The organism is Legionella londiniensis (genome assembly GCF_001467825.1).
Classification (GTDB): Bacteria; Pseudomonadota; Gammaproteobacteria; order Legionellales; family Legionellaceae; genus Legionella_A; species Legionella_A londiniensis.
In genome coordinates, this window is sequence record NZ_LNYK01000001.1 from 106,310 (window position 1) to 119,003 (window position 12,694).

The window sequence follows — 12,694 nt, forward strand, 5'->3', positions numbered from 1 at the left end:
CCAACCAAACTAATTCACCTTACCTGAAGGGCCATTGCATTCAGTTGGGGAATACGAAGTCGAAATTCACCTCCATAACGGCGTTTTGGCTAATTTTCGCATGGAAGTGGTTGCCGCGAAGTAAAACTCATCCTCAGACACTGAGGTCAAAAGATATGAATTTTTTAAGTTTCGGGTGAGCAGCTGATTAATCAGTTGCTCACTATGGTGTCTGGTTTCTCTTACTTAAGACCATTTACGAACCCATTATAAACATTTTTGGCGGGGTCTATAACGGTGTGTTTAAGAACTCCACCTGCGATTTTTCCTCCCCACTGAAATGCGTCATCTATAAAGGTTCCTCCAGCGACTTGCTGCAGTTGCTCAGGTGAAAGGTTTTTACTGGCAGCAGTTTTCGGCACTAGAAGCGGAAAGACATTATCCGGCAAGGAATCTATTTCTTTTTGGCTTCCGACAAATTTAACCTCAACGCCTTTTTTGAATTTCAGCCCAAGATTTTCCAGAGCCTCGCGAGGGTTTTGAACAAAAAATTTACGGAAATCTTCATCGTTAACGAGTTTTTCCGCTGATTTTTCCAATATGGCGTACACCTCTTCCTTTGGCATATCGGTGAGCTTGTTTACATGAATCATGATGCACCTCCACTTTAGGCATTACATGCATTAATAAGTATAGTTCAAAGACAACGAACTGCAGCGAGCCCAATAGGCAAGGCACAATACGGGTCGATATCCTGAATGCAGGTGATGGATCAAAATTGCTTAATCTTTTTTAAGTACTATAGTATTGATAAATCCACTTAATGCGTGCACAGGATGGCCAAATTAAAGCTCGGATTTGTAAAAAAATTATATGTGCAGGTCATGGCAGCAATTCTTTTGGGCGCAGTTCTTGGCGTCTGTTATCCAGAATTTGCCAGTTCCTTAAAGCCGCTGTCAGATGCCTTCATTAAACTCATCAAAATGCTCATTGCGCCGATCATCTTTCTCTCGCTTGTTTCAGGAATTGCAGCGATGCAGGATATAAAAGAAGTGGGAAAAATAGGCGCATCCGCACTGCTTTATTTTTTTATCACCACAACCCTTGCGTTGGCATTCGGACTCATGGCGGCCAATATGCTGCAGCCAGGGCGAGGTTTGAATATTGAACCGGGCGCGTTGGCTGCCGGCAGCCAATATCTGCTTAATCATCAAGGCGCTAAGGCAGAAGGTGTTGTTCTCAATTTCATTCCCCATTCCTTTTTAAGCCCTTTCATTGAGGGGGAAATAGTTCAGGTATTATTCATTGCGATATTATTTTCCTTTGCCTTATTGCTCGCGGGCGAAAAAGCAAGCCCGTTATTAGAGAGCATAAAAATATTAAATGATGTATTTTTTAAAATGATCCAAATCATTATGTATCTTGCGCCGCTGGCTGCTTTTGCAGCCATGGCTTTCAGCATAGGCCAATATGGCATCAGTTCGCTGCTGAATTTACTTGGCCTTGTAGCCCTCTTTTTTATGACTTGCCTGTTATTTATTTTCGTGGTGCTCGGGACTATTCTTAAGGCTTATTGCAAGGTGAATATATTCCATCTCCTGGGTTATATTAAAACTGAACTCTGGCTGGTTTTGGGAACTTCATCAAGCGAAACCGCGCTGCCTATGCTGATGGAAAAGCTTAAGCGCCTTGGCTGTGAAAAAAATATCGTGGGACTCGTGTTGCCGGTTGGGTATTCCTTTAACCTCGATGGGACCGCCATTTATTTAACGCTTGCTGCATTATTTATCGGCCAGGCAACCAATATTGATTTGAGTTTTTGGCAACAGCTTTCGCTCCTGGCCATTATGATAATCAGCTCTAAAGGGGCGGCAGGCGTGAGCGGCAGCGGATTTTTAGTGTTAGCCAGTTCATTGGCAGCGCTTGATTTGATACCCGTTGCCGGAGTGCTCTTGATTTTAAGCATCGATCGTTTCATGTCGGATGGCCGGGCACTCACGAATATGATAGGCAACACCGTTGCTGCCATTATTATTGCTGCCTGGCATAAAGGATTTGACAGTAATAAAGCCCGCGAGTTACTGCAACCGGATAAAAAAACTTTAAATCTTGAGCCAGCTATCGCCAGCCGCCGAGTGTAGCCCATATTAGCGAAGCGTAAAACGGGTGAAACAGGGTGTTCCACCCAAAATATTTTGCATATATGGTTTTATAGGTGCCGTCGTTTTCCATCGCCAGCAATGCCTGGTTGATAGCATCCATCAATTTATGTATATCGCTACATCTCGCGAACAAGCCGCGGGATGTAGGCGACAAGTATTTTTTCGTACGTAGGCACTGTTTTTGTACTAACCGTTATTGCTCAGTCGCCCAATAGTGCTGTCCAGGGCGCGTTTTAATTTATCAATTGCGCCGTTTATGGCTTCTTTATAACTGGGGGCTGTGTCGCTTGCTACAACGGGTTGATGATGCTTAAGCCTTGCTTCAAGCAGGCAACGTTTGTCATTTTCTCCTGTTTTTTGATGGTCATCCTCTACATGAACTTCAATACGGGTGATGTACCCCTCAAAACGATGCAGCTTTTTGGTTAACTGCGCTTCAATTTCCTTGGCTACATATTGATACCCGTGCACCTGGTTGCCGGGATTGATTTGAATTTGCATACTTTCTCCTTATGCTTAATAGCCCATTAAGAATGCTTAAAAAAACCATTAAATCCAGATAAGATATAGTATTCCAGCACCAAATAACAAGATGGGTAAACCAGGGGGGTAGCCCAAAACATCGCCTGTCAAAGTTCTGATGCTTCAATATCATGCACCAATAGTCTTCGTGTTGCCCTGAAATAAGTCAAGGGAGAATGATGCAGGAGATCGGCCAGTTTTTCCATGTATATGCAGGCATAGCGGTCGACTTGATAGGCGAAATAGCTTTCTTCAGCGCCAGTTCGGAAAACCCTGTCCCATTTGGCATTAAAAAAAGCATGATGCGCTTGCAACAAACCGGCTATATGCTTATCAAGTTCCATAATTTTTGTCTGCAGCGACTCAAGCTCCTCATTGTATTGACTGGTGTTTTCTTCGATGCTTTTGGTATAGAGTTCAATGTGTTGTTCTTCTAGTTTGCGCTTGCTTTTCATAGCGGATTCAATTTTTTCCTCAATAGGTTTGGCTCGAAGTTGCGCCGCTATCTCCTTGCCAAGCTCCTCAACCACAAGAGCAGTTCTCCAGTTGCAGTCTTTTTTCAAGCGCAGGATATCGCCATAAATATGATCGCCAATATATAAAATTTCATCGCCGGTTAATTGCAAATCTTCGGTAAATTTTGTCGCGTAGCCGCCTTGATAAATACCGGGCGTGATGGGGCCTGAGAAATTGGTCATGCTCCCGTCTTCAGGATTGACGCGTAAAAAACGGTATTCATCATAGAAAAAGCGGGGCTTATTGGCGATGGTAATGACATATTCAAACAAGTCGTGCCAACGCTCCCCTTTCTCTAAATACGGCGTTAAGGCGTAATTTAACAATAGATTGGCATATTGGTATTCAGAATTGGTTAATATAAAGATTTTTTTCCCATGATGAATATATCTTTTCAACCCTTCAACGACTTCACGATCACGGTAAATAAACCGCTCCGGATTATCGCAAATATGCTGTTTTAGTGTCCCTTCAGCATGCACTTCATCAACACCGCTTAAAACATCCAGCGCAATCACGCTGTAGCTTGGCAAATCATGGGGGTGTTCATCCTTGTAATCGATAAGCTGCCCATATAAAACACAAAAGGCAATCGAAAAGGAAGTGTCTATGGCCATATAGTTTGGATCATTTAAATCGACATAGATACTGCGGTAGAACTGCTTTTGTTCTGAAAAATCGATGGATTTTGTGCCATGATAGCTTTGCCGGATGGCTGCATAACGGCTCAGTTTTAAAATATTGCCGTTTTTGCTGTCAATGACCAGGCCGCGGATTGCATCTTGAAAATTGAATTTAAACTGTTTAATGCTTTCTGGATAATTTTTGTGTTTTATCAGATTTTCTATAACCAGCTTGTAAACCAGGGTTTCAAAGTTTTCTGTGCGGTAGCGAATAAGGGTATGATCCATATCAAGGCCAATGTATTTGATTTTTTTCATATTTAAGATGCGGTTTACAAAAACTTTTTGTTTCATTATTGTTCCTTATTTCAACAGCATTAAGGTGGTTATCCATGTTTGCTATGGATTCAGGGCGGGAAGTATGAATTCATAAAACTCATATATCCCCAAAGCCAAACTGAAAACCGCGATGATAAGCCCCAGGAACCGGGATGCGGTAACGGAGCGGCTATCTGCTTTTTGAATTAATTTTGACATGAAAAAACCATTTAATCCGTCTGCCATCATCATGCCGGCCGTGAATGCTGCGCCCAAAAGCAAGGAGAAAGACCAGCCTGCCAGTAAAGAGGCCGACAAGGAAAAAAATGCCACCTGCGTTATGGTATCAAACGATAGCGCGAACAAGGTGCCAATCAGGATGACAGCCAGGGGATTGAAACGTTTGGGGAGATATTTCGCAAGCAAGATACTGACAGGGCTTGAGCTCTGCCGGTGAGATTTCGTTTGCAAAACATTCCAGAGCGTAAATAGGCCAAAAGCCAGCAAAAAAAAGATCGATATTCCCTGCCCCAAGGGTTCAAGCGCTGCAGGAAATATTTCTTTGGCAAAACCGCTGCCAACGATTAAGCTGATGCCCATCACCACGAACCCGTGCCCCAGCGAAAAAAATAATCCGGCCATTCTGGCAAGATGGTTATTTTTTCGCATCGCGCGGGTAATCGCATCAATGGTTGCAATATGATCCAAATCCAAACCATGGCGGGCACCCAATGCAAATACCATCATGAATAAGACCGGCAATGAATGGTTAATGGTTTTCTCCTTTTTCTGCAATCAAGCGTTTGACGGCATTTGGATCAGCAAGCGTTGAGATATCTCCAAGTTCCGTTAAATCATCCCGGGCAATTTTACGTAAAATCCGCCGCATGATCTTTCCGGAGCGTGTTTTGGGTAAGGATTCTGCCCATTGAATGGTACGTGGCTTGGCAATTGCCCCGATTTTTTCCCTGACTTGCTGAATCAATTCCTGTTTCAAGGCATCGGCAGGGGTGATATCCGCTTTAAGCGTTACAAAAGCATAAATGCTTTCGCCGGTTAATTGATCGGGAACCCCTACGACGGCAGCTTCAGATACGGCAGGGTGCGAAAGAAGGGCGCTTTCAAGCTCGCCTGTGCCCAACCTGTGGCCAGAAACCATGATCACATCATCATTGCGCCCCGTGACCCAGTAATAGCCGGCTTCATCGCGATATGCACCGTCACCGGTCAGGTAACAGCCCGGGATTTCAAGAAGATAAGCATCGACGAAGCGTTTATGGTCTCCATAAATCGTAAGCATCATACCGGGCCAGGGCTTTTTGATGACAAGCCTGCCGCGCTGACCCGGCGGTACAGGCATGCCCTTATCGTCCACCACATCAGGTACAATGCCAAAAAAAGGGCGAGACACCGAACCCGGTACCATCGCTTGCGTGCCAGGCAGCGGCGCCATTAAAATGCCGCCTGTTTCAGTTTGCCACCAGGTGTCAACGACAGGGCAGCGGCTTTCACCGACAACGGTAAAATACCATTCCCAGACATCAGGGTTAATGGGCTCGCCAACTGATCCAAGCAGCTTCAGGCTTTGGCGGCTGCTTTGTTTAACCCAGCCATCTCCCTGCTTGCGCAGTGCGCGGATGGCTGTTGGGGCTGTATAGAAAATATTGACTTGATATTTATCGATGATATTCCAGTAGCGTGCATAATCCGGAAACTGCGGAACACCTTCAAAGAGAAGCGTTGTTGCGCCATTTGCCAGAGGCCCATAGACCAGGTAGGAATGGCCGGTTATCCAGCCGATGTCAGCAGTGCACCAGTAAATATCTCCGTCATGGTAATCAAAAACATAGCGATGGGTAATCGCCGTATAAACCAGATATCCGCCGCTGCCATGCAAAACACCTTTTGGCTTTCCGGTAGAACCTGACGTATAGAGAATGAATAAGGGATCATTGGCATCCATAACCTCACAGGGGCAGTCTGTTTCGGCCCTGTCCATTAGTTCGTGATACCAAAGATCACGGCCTTCCTGCCAGAAAACGCTGTTCCCCGTGCGCTGAACCACAATGACTGTCTTAACGCCTGGGCATTCTTTAAGGGCCTCATCACAGTTTTTTTTCAAAGGCACAGTTTTTTCGCCGTGCAAGCCCTCATCGGCTGTGATAAGCAGGCTGCAATCTGCGTCATTTATTCGCATTTTCAAGGAGTCGGGCGAGAAGCCCGCAAACACCACGGAATGAATGGCGCCGATTCGCGCGCAGGCAAGCATGGCAATGGCTGCTTCAGGAATCATTGGAAGATAAATTGAGACCCGGTCGCCTTTTTTGACTCCCTGCCCTTTTAAAACATTGGCGAATTTGCAGACCCGCTCATGAAGTTCCCCATAAGTTAAGGTTCGTGATTGTTCCGGGCTGTTTCCTTCCCAGATAATGGCTGTTTGATCTTTACGGGTTTCAAGATGCCGGTCAACGCAGTTATAACAGACATTCAATTGCCCATCTACAAACCACCTGACAGATCCTGCTGTAAAATCGCCTTTGCAAACCTGGGAGGCGGGCTTAACCCAACTGATAAACCGGCGGGCCTGCTCATCCCAGAACGCGTCAGGTTCAGCAATGGAACGTTCATAGAAGGCATGATATTGTGATTCATTAATATGTGCGTTTCTGGCAAAGTGTTCGGGCACAGGATATATGGTTCGATGGGTCATAGAGCGTCCTTGTTTAAATCTGTTTTTTTGTCTATGGTGCATCTGCAAGGGAGAATGCTGAATGCATGAGCTGTCATTATGTAAAAATATCATTAATATTATCAATGATCATGTCAAAGGAGACAAAGCGCTTAAAGTAAAAAAAATTGCCCTTGAGGCAGGGCTTCTGACTGGTGTGGATCATGAATCCCTAAAGTTTGCCTTTAAAATTGCCAGCCAGGGGACTGCTGCGGAAAATGCTGTTCTTGAAATAATTCCGGTTGAAGGGTTTGCCCTCTGCAATCATTGCCAACAAAAAATGCCGATTGCCCAATATTATGATTGCTGTGCCTGCGGCCATTTTTCCTGGACAGTGCTTCAAGGGGAGGAATTGAAGGTCAAATATATGGAGGTAGAATAATGTGTGCGATTTGCGGCTGCAGTGACTCTTATAGCGCCTTACATCATGTTCATGAAGACGATGGGCATCATGATGCCCCGCTGAAACGGATCGCCATTGAAGAGGACTTACTGGCAGAAAATCAACAATTCGCATTGAAGAATCAAGCTTATTTCCAGAAAAACAATATCCTCGCTTTAAATTTGATGTCGAGTCCCGGCTCTGGAAAAACGACCCTGATTGGCCAAACCGTGGCTGATTTAAAGGGTATGCGCGACATGGCGGTGCTGACAGGCGATCAGGAAACCGATTTTGATGCCTTGCAAATAGGCAGGGAAGGTATCGAAGTCCTGCAAATCAACACAGGCCGTGTCTGCCATCTCGATGCCCACATGGTGAGCCATGGCCTTTTGAATTTAAAACCTAAAGAAAATAGCATCTTATTTATGGAAAATATTGGCAATCTCGTATGTCCGGCGCTCTTTAACCTTGGGGAGCAGCACAGAGTGGTTGTCCTTTCAGTGACAGAGGGGGATAACAAGCCTTTGAAATATCCCGATATGTTTCGCAGGGCAGACTTAATGTTGATCACGAAAATGGACTTGCTGCCCTATGTGGATTTTGATCTCAAAAAATGTCTGGAATATGCAAAAAGAATTAATCCTGACATGATGATTCTCAATTTATCCGCTAAAACCAAAGAAGGCCTTTCTGCCTGGTATGATTGGCTGGCAGAGAAATCGTCGCGCATGCAAAGGGCAGATTCATGGCGGTAGAAGCTTTACAAACAGGCGAACGCCTTCAGATTTTAATTACGGGTGTCGTTCAGGGAGTGGGGTTTCGCCCGCATGTATATCGTGTGGCTCAGGAATTGGGTTTAACCGGATGGGTAAGAAATAATCAAAAAGGTGTTTTAATAGAAATTCAGGGCGAAGCCCGCCATGAATTTGTCTTGCGGTTAAAAGATGCTTTGCCGCCGCTTGCAAGAATTCAGGATATCAAGGTTGGCGCCATTCCCTATATTCAGGATGAAAGCGGTTTTTCCATCCAGGAAAGCGTCGGTGGAAAGGCCAGTACCTTAATTTCACCTGATGCGGCTATTTGTAAAGCATGTCTTCAGGATCTCTTTACACCGCAGAGCCGTTATTATCTTTATCCATTTTTAAACTGCACGCAATGCGGCCCGCGCTATACTCTTGTGGAGAAACTTCCTTATGACAGAGCTCGCACTGCGATGGCTGAATTTCCCTTATGCGAAGGATGCCGCCATGATTATGGTGAGCCGTCCAACCGCCGTTATCATGCCCAGCCTACCGCATGCCCTCACTGCGGACCTGAGCTTTCTCATTCAATTGCCGAGCTGGCGCAGGCTTTAAGCGCAGGAAAAATTCTTGCTGTTAAAGGAATCGGGGGATACCAGTTTATCGCCGATGCCAGAAATGAAGAAACAATACGGCGTTTGCGTACTCAAAAAATGCGATACCATAAGCCATTGGCTGTCATGGTGTTGAACTTAAACAGTGCAAAAAAGCTTGTCAGGGTTGATGCCGAAGCCTCGGGGTTATTAAGCGCACGAGCCCGTCCTATCGTATTGCTGGATAAGCTTGCAGAATTATTGCCAGAAGAAATTGCGCCCAAATTGAATCAATATGGCGTGATGCTTCCTTCGACCCCTTTTCATTACCTTTTGTTTCACGCACTTTCAAGTTATCCAGAGGGCATTGCCTGGTTAGGCAAGTTCCACCCCTGGGTATTGGTAGTCAGCAGCGCCAATCAAGGCGGCGAACCTATCATAATAGACGAAGATAAAGCCAAGCTTGGGCTGGAGGGCGTTGCGGATATTATTGTCAGTTATAACCGCAGGATTATGACAAGAGCCGACGATTCTGTAGTACGCTTGATAAATAACAAGCCTCGATTCATCCGCCGCGCCAGGGGATTTGTGCCTGAACCCATTCAATTGCCTGAAGTGATGCCGCCCACATTAGCGCTCGGGGGGCATTTAAAAAACACATTCTGCCTCACCCGTGGCGATGAAGCTTTTGTTTCCCAGCACATAGGCAGTTTAAATAACAGAGAAAGCATTGCCTTCTTCCATGAGACATTAAATCATTTGCAGAATTTGCTCTCTATCCGCATTGAACGGCTTGCCTGTGACCTGCATCCTGATTTTTATACAACGCATCTTGCGCGTGATTTTGAACTTCCCTGCATACCGGTTCAACATCATCATGCGCATCTTGCAGCAGTCGCCGCAGAACATCATCTTTCAGGTCCGGCATTGGGGCTTGCACTCGATGGATATGGCTATGGAACGGATGGCCATGCGTGGGGCGGAGAATTACTTCTGCTTGAGAACACTGAATTTAAGCGTTTGGCCAGTTTTTTTCCGCAGGCCCTGCCGGGCGGCGATATTGCCAGCCGCGAACCCTGGCGTATGGCAGCGGCTGTTTTGCATCAATTGGGGCGAAATGATGAAATCTCTACCCGTTTTGCTTCCATGCCCCAAGCCGGACTTTTGGCTCATTGGCTGAAGCAGCATGCCAGAGGCAGCGGTTTTACCACAAGCTGCGGGCGCTTGTTTGACGCGGCAAGCGCTTTATTAGGAGTAACTTTAGTATCAACCTACGAAGGGCAGGCGGCGATGGAACTTGAAAGCCTTGTACGTGAACTTGAAGTTTTAAAGGAAGGGTGGCAATTACAGAATGATTGTTTCAATATGCTGCCTCTTTTCAATGATCTTTTAAAGCTTGATGCAGTACAAGGCGCCAATCTTTTTCACGGTACTTTAATTGCGGGGCTTCAGGAATGGGTTTTATACTGGGCTTTGAAAATTAAAGTGAATACAATTTTGTTAAGCGGCGGTTGTTTTTTAAACCGCATTTTGGCTGAAGGGCTGAGTCAGGGATTAAGAACTGAAGGTCTGGAGGTTTTTCTGCCGCAAAAAGTGCCGGCCAATGATGGCGGTCTATCATTGGGCCAGGCATGGATTGCCGGCCGAAAAACCGATTAACCCTGATGATGAAAGATGAATAAGAAAATAAGGAAAGATTGACCATGTGTCTTGCTATCCCGGTGCAGGTCACCCGGATCCTAAGCCCATCAAGGGCTCTTGCCAATATAGGCGGTATTGAAAAAGAAATCTCTTTGGCCTTGATTGATGAGGTTCATGTTGGCGATTATGTCATTCTTCATGTCGGCTATGCATTGACGAGGCTTAATGAAGCGGAAGCAAAAAAAACGCTTGCTTTGTTTAACGAATTGGCCGAGGGAGGGGAAAATCAATGAAATATATTGCTGAATTTCGCGAGCCTCATGCTGCAAAAGCCTTGTCAGAAGCTATTAAGCAGAAAGCTTCCCCCTCCCGTTATTATCGCCTGATGGAGTTTTGCGGCGGCCATACCCATACCATACACCGCTATGGCCTGCCGGATTTATTGCCTGAAAATATAGAAATGATCCACGGCCCGGGATGTCCAGTTTGTGTTCTGCCCATTGGCCGCGTTGATGAAGCGATAGCGCTTTCTTCCTTGCCAGATGTTATTTTTTGCAGCTACGGCGATATGTTGCGGGTTCCAGGCACAAACCAGCAAAATTTGATGCGTGCCAAGGCACGCGGGGCTGATGTACGTATGGTCTATGCTGTGGATGATGCCTTGGATATTGCAAGAAAAAACCCTCAAAAAGAAGTGATTTTTTTTGCAATCGGCTTTGAAACCACGACTCCGCCCACAGCCTGTGCCATACAAAGCGCTTATGCGGAACACTTAACCAATTTCAGCGTTTTTTGTAACCACGTGTTGACGCCGGTAGCCATGAACAGCCTCTTGCAAGGAAAGATGCATGAAGCGTCAGCGGTCAATCTTGACGGATTTGTGGGGCCTGCCCATGTCAGCATTTTAATTGGCAGCAACGCTTATCAGGCTGTTGCCAATCAATATCAAAAACCCATTGTGATAGCAGGTTTTGAACCTTTAGATGTCTTGCACGCCATATTGATGCTGGTCGAACAGATCAACCAAGGGCGCCATGAAGTTGAGATTCAATATACACGTGCCGTAACCGCTGCGGGCAATCTTTATGCCCAGCAACTGGTGGACAAAATTTTTGAGCCCAGGGAAAGTTTTGCATGGCGCGGGTTGGGAGACATTCCTTTCAGCGCCTTAAAAATCAGGCCGGAATATCAGCTCTATGATGCAGAAAAAAAATTTTCTATTGATAAAAAAGAAGGGACGGAACATAAACAATGTGATTGCGGCGCTATTTTACGAGGAATAAAAAAACCAACGGATTGCAAATTGTTTGCCAAGGCCTGTACGCCTGAAAATCCCCTTGGTGCGTGTATGGTTTCTTCTGAAGGCGCATGCGCTGCGATGTATGCTTATGCAAGGAGAGCGTGAATGGCGATTGTGGCTGTAAATCCAATTTCCGGGAAAAAGACAGGAGCCAAGCTTAACTTTAAACAAGGTTTTGTGGAATTAAGCCATGGCAGCGGCGGGCGCGCTACAGCTCAGCTAATCGAGCAGCTCTTTCATCGGGAGTTTGAAAACGAATGGCTGCTTGCCGGTAATGATCAGGCAGTTTTTGCTTCATCATTAGGGCAAATGGTCATGACGACTGATTCTTATGTGATTTCTCCTTTATTTTTTCCAGGGGGCAACATTGGTTCCCTGGCAGTAAATGGAACCATTAATGACATTGCCATGGCAGGCGCCAAGCCTTTGTATCTTTCGGCAAGTTTTATCCTCGAAGAAGGTCTTCCTCTTGCTGATTTGCAAAAGATTGTGGTCTCAATGGCAGAGGCAGCAAGAGAGGCAAATGTGCCTATCATCACGGGCGACACAAAAGTAGTGGAGCGAGGAAAGGGAGACGGCGTATTCATCACCACAACGGGTGTTGGAGTTCTTCCCCCTGGCATAAGGTTTTCAGGCAATCAGGCCCGCCCGGGTGATAAAGTCATCGTCAGTGGCTTTATTGGCGATCATGGCGTCGCCATTATGTCTTTACGCAACCATCTGCATTTTACGACAGCCGTTAAGTCTGACAGTGCGCCAATGCATGGTTTGGTGGGCATGATGATTGAAAGCGGGGCTGCCATCCGCGCGCTTCGTGATCCCACCCGCGGCGGGGTTGCAACGACTTTGAACGAATGGGCAAAACAGTCTAAAGTAGGATTTATAATAGATGAAACCAAATTGCCAATCCGGACTGAAGTTGCGAGTGCCTGTGAATTGCTTGGCCTTGATCCATGGTATGTTGCCAATGAAGGAAAATTGCTGGCACTCTGTGCGCCTGAAGATGCAGAAAAACTTTTGGCCTGCATGCATCGGCATCCGCTGGGGCAGCATGCGGCTGTGATTGGCGAAGTGGTGGATGATAGCCACCAGTTTGTCCAACTTAAAACCAAACTCGGCGGCATGCGGATTATGGACTGGTTGATGGGAGAGCAGTTGCCCCGTATCTGCTAGGTGCGCGCCCAAAATCT

At 46.0% G+C, this 12,694-nt stretch carries 12 protein-coding genes and 1 pseudogene; 8 read left to right on the forward strand and 5 right to left on the reverse strand.

What is annotated here, in order from left to right; all coding sequences use genetic code 11:
* Positions 1–28: 28 nt before the first annotated feature.
* A pseudogene (locus Llon_RS11880) lies at positions 29–124 on the forward strand (50S ribosomal L9 C-terminal domain-containing protein); the annotation flags it as partial.
* A 97-nt stretch (positions 125–221) separates the two neighbouring features.
* On the opposite strand, the gene Llon_RS00525 reads toward Llon_RS11880, so the two are convergent.
* Positions 222–632, reverse strand: coding sequence for a hypothetical protein (locus Llon_RS00525; protein ID WP_058528122.1), 411 nt, complete (start codon positions 630–632; stop codon positions 222–224).
* 183 nt (positions 633–815) lie between these two features.
* Between Llon_RS00525 and dctA the strand changes: the two genes are divergently transcribed.
* Positions 816–2,120, forward strand: coding sequence for a C4-dicarboxylate transporter DctA (gene dctA / locus Llon_RS00530; protein WP_058528123.1), 1,305 nt, complete (start codon positions 816–818; stop codon positions 2,118–2,120).
* A 207-nt stretch (positions 2,121–2,327) separates the two neighbouring features.
* On the opposite strand, the gene Llon_RS00535 is transcribed toward dctA, so the two are convergent.
* The 4 genes from Llon_RS00535 to acs form a co-directional block, all read right to left on the reverse strand.
* Positions 2,328–2,642, reverse strand: coding sequence for an HPF/RaiA family ribosome-associated protein (locus tag Llon_RS00535; protein ID WP_058528124.1), 315 nt, complete (start codon positions 2,640–2,642; stop codon positions 2,328–2,330).
* A 128-nt stretch (positions 2,643–2,770) separates the two neighbouring features.
* Complete coding sequence (locus tag Llon_RS00540; RefSeq protein ID WP_412754089.1) at positions 2,771–4,156, reverse strand: HAD-IG family 5'-nucleotidase; 1,386 nt, start codon at positions 4,154–4,156, stop codon at positions 2,771–2,773.
* A gap of 45 nt (positions 4,157–4,201) precedes the next feature.
* Positions 4,202–4,867, reverse strand: coding sequence for a HoxN/HupN/NixA family nickel/cobalt transporter (locus tag Llon_RS00545; RefSeq protein ID WP_174221662.1), 666 nt, complete (start codon positions 4,865–4,867; stop codon positions 4,202–4,204).
* A 22-nt stretch (positions 4,868–4,889) separates the two neighbouring features.
* A complete protein-coding gene (acs, locus tag Llon_RS00550; RefSeq protein ID WP_058528126.1) occupies positions 4,890–6,830 on the reverse strand; it encodes an acetate--CoA ligase in 1,941 nt (646 codons plus the stop codon).
* A 61-nt stretch (positions 6,831–6,891) separates the two neighbouring features.
* Here acs and hypA point away from each other — a divergent pair, with 61 nt between their 5' ends.
* From hypA to hypE, 6 genes are read left to right on the forward strand one after another with little or no spacing between them, the layout of a single operon-like run.
* On the forward strand, positions 6,892–7,230 hold the full coding sequence (gene hypA, locus Llon_RS00555) for a hydrogenase maturation nickel metallochaperone HypA (protein WP_058528127.1): 339 nt from the start codon (positions 6,892–6,894) through the stop codon (positions 7,228–7,230).
* Complete coding sequence (gene hypB, locus Llon_RS00560) at positions 7,230–7,985, forward strand: hydrogenase nickel incorporation protein HypB (RefSeq protein WP_058528128.1); 756 nt, start codon at positions 7,230–7,232, stop codon at positions 7,983–7,985. The genes hypA and hypB overlap by 1 nt, the downstream gene beginning before the upstream one ends.
* Positions 7,976–10,222: a carbamoyltransferase HypF gene (gene hypF / locus Llon_RS00565; RefSeq protein WP_058528129.1), complete on the forward strand. Its 2,247-nt coding sequence runs from the start codon at positions 7,976–7,978 to the stop codon at positions 10,220–10,222. Before hypB ends, hypF begins: the two co-directional genes overlap by 10 nt.
* A gap of 44 nt (positions 10,223–10,266) precedes the next feature.
* Positions 10,267–10,497 (forward strand): HypC/HybG/HupF family hydrogenase formation chaperone, encoded by a 231-nt coding sequence (locus tag Llon_RS00570; protein ID WP_058528130.1) that lies wholly within the window; start codon positions 10,267–10,269, stop codon positions 10,495–10,497.
* Positions 10,494–11,609: a hydrogenase formation protein HypD gene (gene hypD, locus Llon_RS00575; RefSeq protein WP_058528131.1), complete on the forward strand. Its 1,116-nt coding sequence runs from the start codon at positions 10,494–10,496 to the stop codon at positions 11,607–11,609. Before Llon_RS00570 ends, hypD begins: the two co-directional genes overlap by 4 nt.
* Positions 11,610–12,677 (forward strand): hydrogenase expression/formation protein HypE, encoded by a 1,068-nt coding sequence (hypE, locus tag Llon_RS00580; RefSeq protein ID WP_058528132.1) that lies wholly within the window; start codon positions 11,610–11,612, stop codon positions 12,675–12,677.
* The last annotated feature ends 17 nt before the right edge of the window (positions 12,678–12,694 follow it).

Bases quoted from the DNA above. Each gene is read 5' to 3' on its own strand.
- Llon_RS00540 (WP_412754089.1), bottom strand. From the start codon at position 4,156: ATGAAACAAAAAGTTTTTGTAAACCGCATCTTAAATATGAAAAAAATC.
- hypA (WP_058528127.1), top strand. From the start codon at position 6,892: ATGCATGAGCTGTCATTATGTAAAAATATCATTAATATTATCAATGAT.
- hypB (WP_058528128.1), top strand. From the start codon at position 7,230: ATGTGTGCGATTTGCGGCTGCAGTGACTCTTATAGCGCCTTACATCAT.
- Llon_RS00570 (WP_058528130.1), top strand. From the start codon at position 10,267: ATGTGTCTTGCTATCCCGGTGCAGGTCACCCGGATCCTAAGCCCATCA.
- hypD (WP_058528131.1), top strand. From the start codon at position 10,494: ATGAAATATATTGCTGAATTTCGCGAGCCTCATGCTGCAAAAGCCTTG.
- acs (WP_058528126.1), bottom strand. From the start codon at position 6,830: ATGACCCATCGAACCATATATCCTGTGCCCGAACACTTTGCCAGAAAC.
- hypF (WP_058528129.1), top strand. From the start codon at position 7,976: ATGGCGGTAGAAGCTTTACAAACAGGCGAACGCCTTCAGATTTTAATT.
- Llon_RS00545 (WP_174221662.1), bottom strand. From the start codon at position 4,867: ATGATGGTATTTGCATTGGGTGCCCGCCATGGTTTGGATTTGGATCAT.
- hypE (WP_058528132.1), top strand. From the start codon at position 11,610: ATGGCGATTGTGGCTGTAAATCCAATTTCCGGGAAAAAGACAGGAGCC.
- Llon_RS00525 (WP_058528122.1), bottom strand. From the start codon at position 632: ATGATTCATGTAAACAAGCTCACCGATATGCCAAAGGAAGAGGTGTAC.
- Llon_RS00535 (WP_058528124.1), bottom strand. From the start codon at position 2,642: ATGCAAATTCAAATCAATCCCGGCAACCAGGTGCACGGGTATCAATAT.
- dctA (WP_058528123.1), top strand. From the start codon at position 816: ATGGCCAAATTAAAGCTCGGATTTGTAAAAAAATTATATGTGCAGGTC.